We start from the raw sequence: 14,413 nt of genomic DNA on the forward strand, positions 1-14,413 counted from the left end.
CGCGCTTATCCCTTGAGCGCGAGCGGCAGACCCGCGACCATCAGCGTCGCGTGTGCGCTCGCGGCGGCGACGCGCTGATTCAGGCGGCCGAGTTCATCGACGTAAAGACGCGTGACCGAGCCGAGCGGCACGACACCCAGACCGATTTCATTGCTCACGACGATGACCTTGCCGCGCACGCTCGCAAGCGCCGCATCGAATTGCGCGAAGGCTTCGCGCGCGCTGTCGGGCAGGACGGCGATTTCTTCGCTCGCGCTCGCCGATGTGAAGAGCAGATTCGCGAGCCACAGCGTCAGGCAGTCGATCAGCACGCAATGCCCGGCGCGATCCGCTTCGCGCAATGCGCCCGCGAGATCGAGCGGCGCTTCGATCAGCGACCAGTGCGCGGGCCTGCGCTCGCGATGATGCCGCACGCGCTCGGCGAACTCCGCATCGCCCAGATGTTCGATCGGGGCGGTCGCGATATACGTGACGGGCAGCCCGCTGTCGGCGGCAAGACGTTCCGCGCGGGCGCTCTTGCCGGAGCGCGCGCCGCCGAGGATGAAAGTGAGATCGGGGGTCATCGCGATATTGTACTGACGGGCTAAGATAGCGCGTCGCTCTTCATGGGAATCTCCCGATGTCTTTCACGCCACGCGGCACGCTGATGATCCAGGGCACGACGTCCGATGCCGGCAAGAGCACGCTCGTCGCGGGCCTGTGCCGGCTCGCGCGGCGCGGCGGCGTGCGGGTCGCGCCGTTCAAGCCGCAGAACATGGCGCTCAACAGCGCGGTGACCATCGACGGCGGCGAGATCGGCCGCGCGCAGGCGCTGCAGGCGGTCGCGGCGGGCGTGCCTGCGCGCATCGACTTCAATCCGGTGCTGCTCAAGCCGACGAGCGATCGCGGCGCGCAGGTCATCATCCACGGTCATGCGCACGCGAACCTCGATGCGCGCGCATATCACGATTACAAGCGCATCGCGTTCGACGCCGTGCTCGCTTCCTACGCGCGTCTGCAAAACGAGTTCGAAGCGGTGATCGTCGAAGGCGCGGGAAGTCCCGCCGAGATCAATCTGCGCGACGGCGATATCGCCAACATGGGCTTTGCGGAGCGGGTCGATTGTCCGGTCGTGCTCGTCGCCGATATCGATCGCGGCGGCGTGTTCGCGCATCTCGTCGGGACGCTGGCGTGTCTGTCGGAAAGCGAGCGGGCGCGTGTTCGCGGCTTCGTCATCAACCGGTTTCGCGGGGATATCGGCATGCTCGAACCGGGGCTCGACTGGCTCGTCGCGCAAACGGGCAAGCCGGTGTTCGGCGTGCTGCCATATCTGCACGGCCTCACGCTCGACGCCGAAGACATGCTGCCGAGCCAGCCGCACGTGCGCCGCGATGCGGCCGCGTTGAAGGTGATCGTGCCGGCGCTTCCGCGCATCAGCAATCACACGGATTTCGATGCGCTGCGTGCGCACGCCCAGGTCGATTTCAGCTATGTGCGCGCGGGCATCGCGCCGCCCGCCGCCGATCTCATCGTGCTGCCCGGCTCGAAGAGCGTGCAACGCGATCTCGCGTGGCTGCGCGAGAACGGCTGGGATCGCGCGATCGAGCGGCATCTGCGTTACGGCGGCAAGGTGCTGGGCATTTGCGGCGGCATGCAGATGCTGGGTCGCACGATCGATGATCCGGATGGCGTCGAAGCCGCGGCAGGTTGCGTGAACGGGCTCGGGTTGCTCGATCTTTCCACGGTGCTGACGCAGCGCAAGCAGTTGGAGAACGTCGTGGGACGATTGACGATCGGCGATACGGGAGCGCCCGTGCGTGGCTATGAAATCCACATGGGGCGCACGCATGGAGCGGCGCTCGCGCGGCCGCTCGTCGCGCTTGATTCGGGAAGCTTCGACGGCGCCGTTTCCGACGACGATCAGATCGCCGCGACCTATCTGCACGGCCTGTTCGATACGCCCGAAGCCTGCGCCGCGTTGCTCGCGTGGGCGGGCGTGGAGAACGCCGAGCCGCTCGATTACCCGGCGCTGCGCGAGGCGTCGCTCGATCGGCTCGCGGATTCGTTCGCGCAATCGCTCGATCTCGAGGCGCTGCGAGCCGCCTTCGCTCAATAAAGAATCATCTGCGTGCAGCGAAACATCGCGATGAGCTTGCCTTCCCCATTCGTCACGGTCGCGTCCCACACCTGCGTGCTGCGCCCGAGATGCACGGCCGTGGCCTTCGCGACAATCTTCCCTTCGCGCGCCGTCGAAACGTGGTTGCTCTTCAGTTCGAGCGTCGTGAAGTTCTGCGCCTTCTCCGGCAGATGCGCGATGCACGCATAGCCGCAACACGTATCCGCGAGGCCGACGACGGTCGCCGCGTGCAGAAAGCCATTGGGCGCGAGCAGTTCCGGACGGATCGTGAGTTCGCCGTTCAATTCGCCCTGATCGAGCGAAATCAGTTGCACGCCGAGCAGATCGGGCAGACGGCCTTTCTGGCGGTTGCGCAGGAAATCGAGCGTGACATCGGGACGGAGCGGGGTCATGGGCGGTAGGAGTCGGAAAAGATGACGAATGCCGATATTGGCGGAGAATACGGCACGGCCGTTCGGCCAGCGTGCCGGATGCATCACTTTTGCCGATAATATCAACGCTCGAATCATGCACCTGTTCTTGTAACGACGAAAATCGTGCGCGCCGAGCGGCCAAACGCCCGCGCGCTCAACAAAATCCGGGACACTTCATGACCGTGATCGTGGTGGCAAATCCGAAAGGCGGCGTAGGCAAAAGCACGCTCGCAACCAATCTGGCCGGGCATTTCGCGTCGGAAGGCGAGTGGGTTGCGCTCGCCGATCTCGACAAGCAGCGCTCGTCGCACGCGTGGCTCTCGCTGCGCGTCGACACACTGCCGAAGATCGAGGAATGGAACATCGACGTCGATTCTCCGGCGAAGCCGCCCAAAGGTCTGGAGAAAGCCGTCGTCGATACCCCCGCCGGCGTGCACGGCAATCGTCTCGCGCTGGCGCTGGAACTGGCGGACAAGGTCATCGTGCCGCTGCAGCCGTCGATGTTCGATATCCTCGCGACGCAGGACTTTCTCGCCAGACTCGCGAAGGAAAAGGCGGTGCGCAAAGGGGCGATCCAGGTCGGCGTGGTCGGCATGCGCGTGGACGCGCGCACGCGCTCGGCGGACCAGTTGCATCGCTTCGTCGAAGGGCTCGATCTGCCCGTGCTCGGCTTTTTGCGCGATACGCAGAACTACGTCCAGCTCGCCGCGCACGGCCTCACCATCTGGGACGTGGCGAAGAGCCGCGTCGAGAAGGATCTGGAGCAGTGGGCGCCGATCATCGAATGGGTGTCCAAAAAATAAAAAAGCCGGCGTCCCGCAGGAAAGCGCCGGCTCGTGCCAGGGAAGTGGCGATTACGTCCAGTTCTGCGTCGGGACGTGGTCGCGGCTGCCCTTGATACGGTTGTCGTCGTCGACGAACACGAGATTCGGCTTCCATCCCGCCTTGATCTCTTCCTCATCGACCTGCGCGAACGCCGCGATGATCACGAGATCACCCAGTTGCGCGCGACGCGCGGCCGAGCCGTTCAGCGAAATCATGCCGCTGCCGCGCTCGCCCTTGATCGCATACGTGGTCAGACGCTCGCCGTTGTTCACGTTCCAGATGTCGATCTGCTCGTTCTCCATCAGGTTCGCGGCTTCGAGCAGGTTCTCGTCGATCGCGCACGAACCTTCGTAGTGCAACTCGCAGTGCGTGACCGTCGCGCGGTGAATCTTCGATTTGAGCATGGTGCGTTGCATGATGCTTCCTTCAGATTTCGAGATTGTCGATGAGGCGCGTCGAGCCGATTTTCGCGGCCGCGACCACGACGAGCGCGGCGTTCGCGTCGACGTCAGCTTCGCCCGGCGGCAACAGGTTCGAACGCTTGCGCACGCTGATGTAATCGGGTTTCCAGCCGCGCTCGGCGAGCGCGTTCATCGCGTCGCGCTCGAGTGCGGCGATATCCCGATTGCCCGACAGCACCGCTTCGCGCACACGCTGCAACTGCTCGGCGAGCTTGGGCGCTTCGGCGCGCTCGGCCGCCGACAGGAACCGGTTGCGCGACGACAGCGCGAGTCCGTCCTCGTCCCGCACGGTCTCAGCGGCGACGATTTCCGTGGGCAGCGCGAACTGGTGGCACATCGCGCGCACGATCATCAGTTGCTGATAGTCCTTCTTGCCGAACACCGCGACGCGCGGCTGCACGCACGACATCAGCTTCATCACGACGGTGCACACGCCCGTGAAGAAGCCGGGGCGGAACTCGCCTTCGAGAATGTCGCCGAGGTTGTGCGGCGGGTGCACGCGATACTCCTGCGGCTCCGGATACATGTCCCGCTCGGTCGGCGCGAACAGCACGTAGACATTTTCTTTCTGCAGCTTGTCGATGTCGTCCTGAAGCGTGCGCGGATATTTGTCGAAATCCTCGTTCGGGCCGAATTGCAGACGGTTCACGAAGATGCTCGCGACGACCGGATCGCCATGCTGGCGCGCGAGGCGCATCAGGGAGAGATGGCCTTCGTGGAGGTTGCCCATCGTCGGGACGAAGGCGGTTCGGTTCTGGCCGCGCAACTGGTCGCGCAGTTCATGGATGGAGCTGATGACTTTCATCGAGCGGGTGTCTCCTGGCGGGCGGCGTGATTCAGCGTCGCACCGAGGCTAGGGAATGGATAAGCGAATTCTAGGCGGGCGAGTACGCGAGTCTCACGTAGATCGGCGCGTATGGCTCGGGCTGCGTGATTTCGATCAGCGATTCGCGCGACAGCTCCAGCATCGCGATGAAGTTCACGACGACCACCGGCACACCGCGCGAAGTGTCGAAAAGCTCCGTGAATTCCATGAAGCGCGCGGTCTGCAGCCGCCGCAGGATCACGCTCATGTGCTCGCGCACCGAAAGCTCCTCGCGCGAAATCTTGTGATGCTGCACGAGCTTCGCGCGCTTGATGACGTCGGCCCACGCGGCGCGCAGGTCGTTCATGTCGACATCGGGGAAGCGCTGTTCGGCGGACTGCTCGATATAGATGTCCGCGCGCAGGAAGTCGCGGCCGAGCTGCGGCAACTGGTCGATCTTTTGCGCCGCGAGTTTCATCTGCTCGTATTCCAGCAGACGGCGCACGAGTTCGGCGCGCGGGTCTTCGGCGTCCTCGCCGGTGTCGGCCTTCTTGACCGGCAGCAGCATGCGCGACTTGATCTCGATCAGCATCGCCGCCATCAGCAGATATTCCGACGCGAGCTCCAGATTCGATTCGCGGATCTGGTCGACGTAGCCCAGATATTGCGCGGTGACATCCGCCATCGGGATGTCGAGCACGTTGAAGTTCTGCTTGCGGATGAGGTAGAGCAGCAGGTCGAGCGGGCCTTCGAACGCTTCGAGAAAGATTTCGAGCGCGTCGGGCGGGATGTACAGGTCAGTGGGCAGCTTCCAGAGCGGCTCGCCGTAAAGATGCGCGATCGCGACGCCGTCGATGGTGTCGGGCGTCGAATCGGTCGCGGGCGTGGCGAGCGCCACCACCCGGTCTTCCCGTGCGTCGTCGCGCTTGCCCTCGTGCGGCGCATGCGCGGACGATTGCGGCTCGTGGCCGGCTGCGCTCACGTTCAGAAGTTCTGGTAGTAGACGTAGGGCGTCTGGTTCACGCGCGCCTGCTGCTGCGAGCTGCGCTCGTCGAGGTCGATCGGCTGCTTGTCCCACAGAAGCGCGCGGCCGCGGCGCTGTTCTTCTTCCAGCGACGGCTTTTGCTCTTTCAACTGATTGATGAACTGGGTGATATCCGACTGATACATGATCCGGCTTCCGTTGGGGTCGAGGCGACAAGCCTCGTTTGACGATATCGGCGCACGCGGCAACCCGCATCGCGCCTGTGATTTTGCCTTTTGGCGCAATTTTACCGCAAGCGTGCGGCGGCAACGCATATCGGCGCGCCGCTGTTTCGCGTCTCGAAAGGCGCACGCGCGTGCAAGTTTTGCGGAACCCGGCACGCGCACAGCCGTCAAAAAGGCCCACGTCGCGCGCGAGATCGGCCGTCTTACGGTGCCGGCGCACGCCGATGTGGTGAAATAGCGCCTGCGCCCGCTTGCACATCGGCTGCACGTTTTCCTTTCATTCCCACTCATCCCGATGCCGGAGGTCACGTTTGGCGGGGCGTTCGTTTGATCCGCTGCGCGCGTTGCGCGTGATGCCGCCAGGCGCGCGACGCTGGCCGGCCCTGATCGTCGCGTTGATCGCGTTCGGCCTCGCCACGCCCGCATTCGCCAAGTACGAGGTCGATGTCGACGCGCCGCGCAGCGTGAAGAAGCTGCTCAAGGAGAACCTCGACATCGCCCGCTTCGCCAAGCGCGACGACGTGAGCGACGACCAGTTCCAGTTCCTCGTCACCGCGACGCCCAAGGACGTGCGCGATCTCGTCGCGACCGAAGGCTATTTCACGCCGGTCGTGCGCACGGACGTCACGACCGTCGACGACAAACGCAACGTCAAGGTGAGCGTCGATCCCGGCCCGCGGACGATGATCGCCTCGGTGCAACTGAATTTCACCGGCGCGGTCACGACCGAGGACCGCGCGCAGGAAAACGCGGCGCGCTTCGCCTTTTCGGTCAACGAAGGCGATCCGTTCACGCAAGGCGGCTGGGACGACGCGAAGAACGCCGCGCTGAGGGCGCTGCAATCGAAGCGCTATCTCGGCGCGAAGATCGTGCGCTCGCAGGCGCGCATCAATCCGCGCGCGCATCTCGCCGATCTCTCCGTGACCTTCGACAGCGGTCCGACCTTCACGCTCGGCAAGCTCGACGTGAGCGGGCCGAAGCGCTATCCCGCGTGGATCGTCGATCACGTGAATCCGATCCAGGACGGCGAGATCTACGACGTCGCGCGCATCAACGAGTTGCAGCGGCAGATCCAGAACACGCCGTACTACGCGAGCGTGGCGATCGATGTCGATAACGACGTCAGCAAACCGGCCGATACGCCGCTGCATGTGAAGGTGAGCGAGTATCCGTACAACAGCATCCGCTACGGCGTGGGTTACGCGACCGACACCGGTTTTCACATCCAGGGCGCGTACAGCTATCTCGATACCTTCGGCAAGGCGTATCCGTTCACGATTTCCGGCCGGCTCGACCAGACGCAGCAGTACGGCCGCGTGCAACTGGCGATGCCGCCGGATTCGCACGGCTGGGTGAACGCCGTATTCGGCTCCTACACGATCACCGATGTCTCCGACACGAACATCTACAGCGCGCGCGTCGGCGTGCAGCGTTCGCGCTCGCGTCAGAACATCGACACGACGTTTTCGCTGACTTTCTACGATGATCGCCTGACGCAAAACGAGCCGAATCCATCGACGGCGCGCGCGCTCGTGCCCGCATGGAGCTGGGTGCGCCGCGACGTCGACGATCCGCTGTTCCCGCGGCGCGGCAACATCATCCGCGCGGAGGCGGGATTCGCCGTCAAGGGCGTGATGACCGATCAGACGTTCGCGCGCCTCTACACCAACGCGCTGCAATATGTGCCGCTCGGCAAGAACGATTTGCTCGTGTTTCGCGCGGAGTTCGGCGGCGTGTTCACGAGCGGGCCGTCGAGCGGCGTGCCCGCGTCGCTGCTGTTTCGCGCGGGTGGCGCGAACTCGGTGCGCGGCTATAGCTATCTGGGTATCGGCAACAACGTCGCGGGCTCGGTTTTGCCGACCAAGTACATGGTGACGGGCAGCAGCGAGTATCAACACTGGTTCACGCACGACTGGGGCGGCGCGGTGTTCTTCGACATCGGCACCGCGACCGACACCTGGAGCGAGCGCGTGTTCCAGCCGGGCGTGGGCGTCGGTGCGCGCTGGCGCAGCCCGGTCGGCCCGGTGAATGTCGACCTGGCGTATGGATTCAAGAACAAGAGCATCAAGCCGTATCTGACGCTCGGCATCGCGTTCTGATGCGCGTGCGAACGATGAAGGAAAGCGAACCGGCATGACGGACCCGACGAAGCAAGCGGACGCCGAAGCCCCGCCGCCCGGCAACGAAGGCGGCGGCGACGACGGCGGCGCGAAGAAGACGCCGCCGCGCAAAAGCGGCTGGCGGCGGCTTGCGCGCTGGATCGGCGCGCTCGTGCTCGTCGTCGTGCTGATCGCCGCGCTCGCGGTCGGCGGCGTGTTCTTCGTGCTGACGACCGAACGCGGCACGCGCTACGCGTGGGACGCGGCGACCTCGCTGCTCAAGGGACAACTGACCGGCAAGCTCGACGGCGGCGCGATCGCGACCGGCCTGCAACTGCGCGACGTGCACTGGAAGGACGGCAAGGGCACGGACATCGCGGTCGACAGCGTGTCGGGCCGCTGGGCGCTCACGCGCGAGCCGTTGCGCTTCACGATCGATTATCTGCACATCGGGACGGTCGATGCCCGCATCGCGCCGTCGAACGAACCGAGCAAGAAGACGGAACTGCCGAAAGACCTGCGCATTCCGATTCAACTGGCGATCGACGATCTCTCCGTCGAGAAGCTGCGGCTGCATCAGGGCACGACGACCACCGAATTCTCGCGGCTGCTGTTCAACGGCCACAGCGACGGGCAGCATCACCAGGCGACGGTTCAGCGCCTCGACACGCCGTTCGGCTCGGTGACGGCGTCGCTGAAACTCGATGGCGGCGCGCGTCCGTTTCCGCTCTCCGGCGACGCGGGTTATGCCGGCAAGGTCAACGGCGAAACGGTGAACGTGAGCGCGCGGCTTTCCGGCGCGCTGGAAGACCTGATCGCCGACGTCGACGCGAGCGGCATGAAGCTCAACGGACGCGCGCATGTCGAAGCGTTGCCCTTCGCCGACGTGCCGCTCAAATCCGCGCTCGTCACCTTCGATCACGTGAATCCGCAGGCATTCAGCCCGGGCGCGCCCGAGGCCGATCTGGCCGTGCGCGCCGAGGTGAAGCCGGTCGAAGGCGCGGACCCGAAGGCGTTCGTCGTGAGCGGGCCGGTGTCGATCGTCAACGCGAAGCCCGGTTCCATCGACAAGAAGCTGCTGCCGCTCATCGACGCGCGCGCGAACGTGCGGCTCGACGCCTCCGAGCAAAGCGTCACCGACCTCAATGTGCGGCTCCTGAAGAACGCGACCGTGACGGGCGGCGGCGCGCTCGCGGGCGGCAAGGGCAAGTTCGACCTGAAGATCGCGAAGCTCGACCTGAACGCGATCGAACCGACGCTACGCCCGACGGATTTCGCCGGGCCGGTCGGCATCGTCCTCGCGGGCGACACGCAGACGATCACCGCCGATCTCAACGATCCGAAAGCGGCGATCCGCGCGCAGGCCAAAGTGAAGCTCGATCCGAAGCAGACCACGCTCGACGACGTGAAGCTCTCGGTCGGCAAGGGGCGCGTCGAACTCAACGGCGCGCTCAAGAAGGACGCCAATTCGAGCTACGACCTCAAGGCGAAGATCGTCAACTTCAATCCGCTGCTGTTGCAACAGCAGTTGATCGCGCAGAAGCCCGCGCCCGCGAAGAAAGGCGCGCCGAAGAAGCCTGCCGCGCCGGCGCGCGTGATCGAAGCCCGCGTGAACGGCACGCTGGCCGCATCGGGGCAGCTCGCGCCCACGCTCACGACAAAGGCCACGTTCAAGCTCACCGACAGCATGTACGACAATCTGCCGATGACGGGCGAGGGCACGGTGCAGGTCGCGGGCACGCGGCTGTTGCCGAGCAAGGCGTCGCTATCGGTGGCGGGCAATAACGTCGATCTGAACGGCAGCTTCGGCGCGCCCGGCGACCGGCTGCGCTTCAAGATCGATGCGCCCGCGCTGGAGCGCCTCGGCTTCGGCATCACGGGCACGGCCAAGGCGGACGGCGATGTGACCGGCTCGATCGCGCATCCGAATATCGCGGCGAACTATCAGGCCGATGGCGTCGTGTTCGGCGCGAACCGCGTCGGCCATGCGGAAGGCCGCGCGGATATCCGCGACGGCGCGAACGGCGCGCTCGTCTTCACGCTGAAGGCACGCGATGCGAGCACGGAGGACGTCGAAGTCGCCAACCTCGACGCGAACCTGAACGGCACGCGCGCGCATCACACGCTCGACGTCACCGCGACCGGCAAGGTGCGCGGCCAGCCGGTGAATCTCGCGCTCGGCGCGGCCGGCAAGTTCACCGACGCGCCCGATGGCCCGCACTGGGACGGCTCGATCACGAAGCTGTCGAACAAGGGCACGCCGTCGCTGAATCTCGAATCGCCGCTGACGGTGAGCTATGGTCCGAAGCGCCTCGTGCTCGGCGCGACGCGGCTGGTTGCGGAAGGCGCGGTGCTGAATCTGAAGTCGTTCGCGATGGAAAACGGCCGTCTGCAATCGGCGGGCACGCTCACGAATCTCTCCGTGCCGCATCTGCTCGAAGTGCGCCAGGAGCTGACGGGCGCGGAGCCGCCGATCCGCACCGACCTCGTCTTCGACGGCGACTGGAACTTCTCGCTCGGCGCGACCGCGACGGGCTACGCGCAGCTCAAGCGGCGCGGCGGCGACGTGACGATCGACGGCACGCGCGGCCTCTCCGCGCTCGGCATCTCGGACATCGCCGCGCGCGTGGACTTCAGCGGCGGCAATCGCCTGAACGCGTCGCTGCATGCGCAGGCGAGCCGTATCGGCGTGATCGACGCGAACGTGCACACGACGCTCGTGAATCGCGACGGCATGCTCGCCCTCGATGACAACGCGCCGCTCACCGGCGGCATCGACGCGAACGTTCCCGAACTGCGCACGACGGGCGGGATGCTCGGCGCGAACTATCTGCTGGGCGGGAAGATCGCGCTCAAGCTCGTGATCGCGGGGATCGTCGCGAAGCCGAATCTGTCCGGCTCGCTCACCGGCGACAACCTCTCCGCGACGGTCGTCGATCAGGGCGTGCAACTGAAGGACGGCATCATTCGCATCGCGCTGTCCGAGAATCTCGTCGATCTTCAGAAGGTGGAGTTCCACGGCGCGAGCGGCACGCTGCGCGCGACCGGCAAGGTGCGGCTCGACCAGCAGCAGCCCGATCTGACCGCGAGCATCATCGCGGACAAGCTGGAGCTGTTCGCGTCGCCGGATCGCGAGCTGATGCTGTCGGGGAGCGCGACCATCGCCAACGCGGGGCTGCAGGGCGGCATGGCGATCGACGGCAAGTTCACCGTCGATCACGCGCTCATCGATCTGCCGGAATCTTCAGCGCCCTCGCTCGGCGACGATGTCGTGATCGAGCGCCCCGACGGCACCATCAAGGGCGGCAATCAGCCGATCACGGCGGCGACCGAAAAGCCGGTCGGGCCGTTCACGCCGCGCGCCAATATCGCGATCAATCTGGGCGATCGCTTCCGCTTCAAGGGCGCGGGCGCGGATCTCGGGCTGGCCGGCACCATCACGGCGATGAGCGCGCCGAACATGCCGCTGCGCGCCGTCGGCAACGTGCGCGTGACGACGCCGGGCTCGTCGTACTCGGCCTTCGGGCGCAAGCTGAACATCGAGAACGGCTACTTCACGTTCAACGGGCCGGTGGCGAATCCGGGCATCAACATTCTCGCGATGCGGCGCAATCAGGAAGTCGAGGCGGGCGTTCAGGTGACGGGCACCGTGCAGGCACCGGTCGCCAAGCTGATCTCGGAGCCGAGCGTGCCCGACAACGAAAAGCTCTCGTGGCTCCTGTTCGGGCACGGCACGGACCAGGGCAACAACGTCGGCCAGCAGAGCGCGATGACGAGCGCGCTTGCGCTGCTCGGCAGCAAGGGCGGCGCGAAGATCGCGCAGACGGTCGGGCTGGACGAGTTCACTGTCGGTTCGAGCGAAGTGGGCCTGACCGATCCGCAAGTCGTGCTGCTGTCGAAGGCGATCAACGAGCGGCTCGTGATCGGCTATGAGCAGGGGCTGCAATCGGCGGGCAACGCGGTCAAGGCTACGCTGAACCTGTCGCGGTTCTGGGCTGTGACGGCGTATGGCGGGACCTATCAGGGCGTCGATCTGTCCTATACGCGGCGGTTCAATTCGTGGGCGCGATTGTGGGCGTCGTCCTCGTCGGCTGCGCGCGCGTCCGCGGCGGATTCCGCGTCGGGGGCGTCGGGCGCGTCGGGAACGTCGTCGGCGGATTCTTCCACGCCGGATCCGGACTGAGTTCACGCGCGCTTCAACGAAAAAGGGCACGCGAATCGCGTGCCCTTTTTCAGTTCTTCGAACCGTCTTACTTCACCCTCATGCCCGGTTTCGCGCCGCTGTGCGGCTCGAGAATGTAGAGCCCCGGCTCGGCCTTTTCATCCGTCGCCGAAGCCGCCAGCACCATCCCTTCCGACAGCCCGAACTTCATCTTGCGCGGCGCGAGGTTCACGACCATCACGGTGAGCTTGCCGATCAGATCCTGCGGCTGATACGCCGACTTGATGCCCGAGAACACGTTGCGCGTCTTGTCCTCGCCGACATCGAGCGTCAGTTGCAGCAGCTTGTCGGAGCCTTCGACCGCCTTGCAATCGACGATCTTCGCGATGCGCAGATCGACCTTCGCGAAATCGTCGATGGAGATGACGCCCGATTCTTCCTGCTTTTTCGCGACGGTCTTGGCCGGAGCGGCCGCGGCCGTTTCGGCGGCCGGCGCGAGCGATTCGCGATTCGCGGCCAGCAGAGCCTCGATCTGTTTCGGAACGACGCGCGTCGTCAGATGCTTGTACGCGTTGATCGCATTGGCCGACGACAGCGGCTTCGCGGCATCGGCCCAGACGAGCGGCGCGATGCCGAGGAACGCTTCGACCGATTCCGCCAGTTTCGGCAGCACCGGCTTCAGCGCGAGCGACAGCAGACGGAACGCTTCGAGGCTCACGCTGCACGTCTCATGCAGCGCGACGGCATTCGCCGGGTCCTTCGCCTGATCCCACGGCTTCGAGGTATCGACGTAAGCGTTGACGGCGTCGGCGAGTTCCATCGTCGTGCGCAACGCGCGGCCATACTCGCGCGATTCGTAGAAGCCTGCGATCTGCGGAATCGCCGAGCGCAATCGCGTGACGAGCGGATGATGCATCGCGCTGTCCTGTACGCGGCCGTCGAAACGCTTGATGAGAAAACCCGCCGCGCGGCTCGCGATGTTCACGTATTTGCCGACGAGATCGCTGTTCACGCGCGCCTGGAAGTCTTCGAGGTTCAGGTCGATGTCTTCCATCGTGCTATTGAGCTTCGCCGCGAAGTAGTAGCGCAGCCACTCGGGGTTGAGGCCCGTGTCGATCACGCTCTGCGCGGTGATGAAGGTGCCGCGCGACTTCGACATCTTCGCGCCGTCGACGGTCAGGAAGCCGTGCGCGAATACGTTGGTCGGCGTGCGATGGCCGGAGAATTCGAGCATCGCCGGCCAGAAGAGCGTGTGGAAATACAGAATGTCCTTGCCGATGAAATGGTACTGCTCGGCCTTCGCGCCGGGCTTCACCCACTCGTCGAAATTCACCCCGATGCGGTCCGCGAGATTCTTGAAGCTCGCGTAATAGCCGACGGGCGCATCGACCCAGACGTAGAAGTACTTGCCCGGCGCGCCCGGAATCTCGAAGCCGAAGTAGGGCGAGTCGCGCGAGATGTCCCAGTCGGCGAGCTTGGCTTCGCCCTTGTCGCCGAGCCATTCGCGCATCTTGTTGGTGGCTTCGGGCTGCGCGAGGCCGCTCACCCAGCCGCGCAGGAAATTCTCGCAGCGCGGATCGGAGAGCTTGAAGAAGTAGTGCGTGGACGTCTTGCGGATGGGCGTCGCGCCCGACACGACCGAGTACGGATTGATGAGCTCGGTCGGCTGATAGGTCGAGCCGCAGACTTCGCAGTTGTCGCCGTATTGATCTTTCGCGCCGCACTTCGGGCACTGGCCCTTGATGAATCGGTCCGGCAGGAACATTTCCTTGACCGGATCGTAGGCCTGCTCGATGTCGCGCGCCTCGATCAGCCCCGCTTGTTGAAGCGAACCGTAGATCGTGTTGCAGAGGACGCGGTTTTCCTCGGCATCGGTCGAATAGTAGTTGTCGAACGAGATGCCGAAGCTGTCGAAGTCACGCTTGTGCTCCTTCCACACGCGCTCGATCAGCGCTTTGGGCGTGATGCCTTCCTTTTCGGCGCGCAGCATGATCGGCGTGCCGTGGGTGTCGTCCGCGCCGACGTAGTAGACCTCGTGGCCATGCATTCGCAGCGACCGAACCCAGATATCCGTCTGAATGTACTCGACCATGTGGCCGATATGAATCTGACCGTTCGCGTACGGCAACGCGGACGTGACGAGGATCTGGCGGCGGCCGCTTTCATTGACGGAGGCGGCAGGCGCGGCGGTGGCAGTGGCTGAAATCGGTGCTGACATAAAGGCGCGGCCCGTGTGGGAGTGCTGGGGGTTGGGGAAAAAGCGGATTTTGATTTTAGCAGGGCGGGGGGAGAGGGCGCGCGGGGCAGAGGTGGAAGGCGGGAT

Annotated in this window: 12 protein-coding genes; 5 read left to right on the top strand and 7 right to left on the bottom strand. The window is 65.0% G+C overall.

The window, feature by feature from the left end; all coding sequences use genetic code 11:
- Positions 1 to 5 precede the first annotated feature (5 nt).
- Complete coding sequence (gene cobU, locus QCE73_RS03355) at positions 6 to 563, bottom strand: bifunctional adenosylcobinamide kinase/adenosylcobinamide-phosphate guanylyltransferase (protein ID WP_309879757.1); 558 nt, start codon at positions 561 to 563, stop codon at positions 6 to 8.
- A 56-nt stretch (positions 564 to 619) separates the two neighbouring features.
- Here cobU and QCE73_RS03360 point away from each other — a divergent pair, with 56 nt between their 5' ends.
- Positions 620 to 2,095, top strand: coding sequence for a cobyric acid synthase (locus QCE73_RS03360; RefSeq protein WP_309879759.1), 1,476 nt, complete (start codon positions 620 to 622; stop codon positions 2,093 to 2,095).
- Here the strand turns inward: QCE73_RS03360 and QCE73_RS03365 are convergent.
- Positions 2,089 to 2,508, bottom strand: a complete 420-nt coding sequence (locus QCE73_RS03365) for a PaaI family thioesterase (RefSeq protein WP_309879761.1) — start codon at positions 2,506 to 2,508, stop codon at positions 2,089 to 2,091. The two genes, QCE73_RS03360 and QCE73_RS03365, sit on opposite strands and share 7 nt — an antisense overlap.
- Positions 2,509 to 2,705: 197 nt before the next feature.
- Here QCE73_RS03365 and QCE73_RS03370 point away from each other — a divergent pair, with 197 nt between their 5' ends.
- Positions 2,706 to 3,332 carry a ParA family protein gene (locus tag QCE73_RS03370; RefSeq protein WP_035508283.1) on the top strand — a complete coding sequence of 209 codons (627 nt, stop codon included), beginning with the start codon at positions 2,706 to 2,708 and terminating at the stop codon, positions 3,330 to 3,332.
- Positions 3,333 to 3,383: 51 nt separating this feature from the next.
- Here the strand turns inward: QCE73_RS03370 and panD are convergent, their stop codons facing one another.
- The 4 genes from panD to QCE73_RS03390 form a co-directional block, all read right to left on the bottom strand.
- Positions 3,384 to 3,770 (bottom strand): aspartate 1-decarboxylase, encoded by a 387-nt coding sequence (gene panD / locus QCE73_RS03375; RefSeq protein WP_035508291.1) that lies wholly within the window; start codon positions 3,768 to 3,770, stop codon positions 3,384 to 3,386.
- Positions 3,771 to 3,780: 10 nt separating this feature from the next.
- Entirely contained in the window at positions 3,781 to 4,620 is an 840-nt protein-coding gene (gene panC, locus QCE73_RS03380; RefSeq protein WP_309879763.1) for a pantoate--beta-alanine ligase, read from the bottom strand.
- 70 nt (positions 4,621 to 4,690) lie between these two features.
- Positions 4,691 to 5,518, bottom strand: a complete 828-nt coding sequence (locus tag QCE73_RS03385; protein WP_035508347.1) for a ScpA family protein — start codon at positions 5,516 to 5,518, stop codon at positions 4,691 to 4,693.
- An 86-nt stretch (positions 5,519 to 5,604) separates the two neighbouring features.
- Complete coding sequence (locus QCE73_RS03390; protein WP_187607389.1) at positions 5,605 to 5,793, bottom strand: DUF3460 family protein; 189 nt, start codon at positions 5,791 to 5,793, stop codon at positions 5,605 to 5,607.
- On the opposite strand from QCE73_RS03390, the gene QCE73_RS03395 reads away from it, so the two are divergent.
- The 3 genes from QCE73_RS03395 (at position 5,789) to QCE73_RS03405 (ending at position 12,111) form a co-directional block, all read left to right on the top strand.
- Positions 5,789 to 6,067, top strand: a complete 279-nt coding sequence (locus tag QCE73_RS03395; RefSeq protein ID WP_309882023.1) for a hypothetical protein — start codon at positions 5,789 to 5,791, stop codon at positions 6,065 to 6,067. The two genes, QCE73_RS03390 and QCE73_RS03395, sit on opposite strands and share 5 nt — an antisense overlap.
- Positions 6,068 to 6,182: 115 nt before the next feature.
- A complete protein-coding gene (locus tag QCE73_RS03400) occupies positions 6,183 to 7,928 on the top strand; it encodes an autotransporter assembly complex family protein (RefSeq protein WP_404989761.1) in 1,746 nt (581 codons plus the stop codon).
- Positions 7,929 to 7,962: 34 nt separating this feature from the next.
- Positions 7,963 to 12,111, top strand: a complete 4,149-nt coding sequence (locus QCE73_RS03405) for a translocation/assembly module TamB domain-containing protein (RefSeq protein WP_309879765.1) — start codon at positions 7,963 to 7,965, stop codon at positions 12,109 to 12,111.
- 67 nt (positions 12,112 to 12,178) lie between these two features.
- Here QCE73_RS03405 and metG read toward each other — a convergent pair whose 3' ends face one another.
- Positions 12,179 to 14,308, bottom strand: a complete 2,130-nt coding sequence (metG, locus tag QCE73_RS03410; RefSeq protein WP_309879767.1) for a methionine--tRNA ligase — start codon at positions 14,306 to 14,308, stop codon at positions 12,179 to 12,181.
- Between the last annotated feature and the right edge of the window lie 105 nt (positions 14,309 to 14,413).

Origin of the sequence: Caballeronia sp. LZ029, from assembly GCF_031451275.1 — a bacterium.
Classification (GTDB): Bacteria; Pseudomonadota; Gammaproteobacteria; order Burkholderiales; family Burkholderiaceae; genus Caballeronia; species Caballeronia jiangsuensis.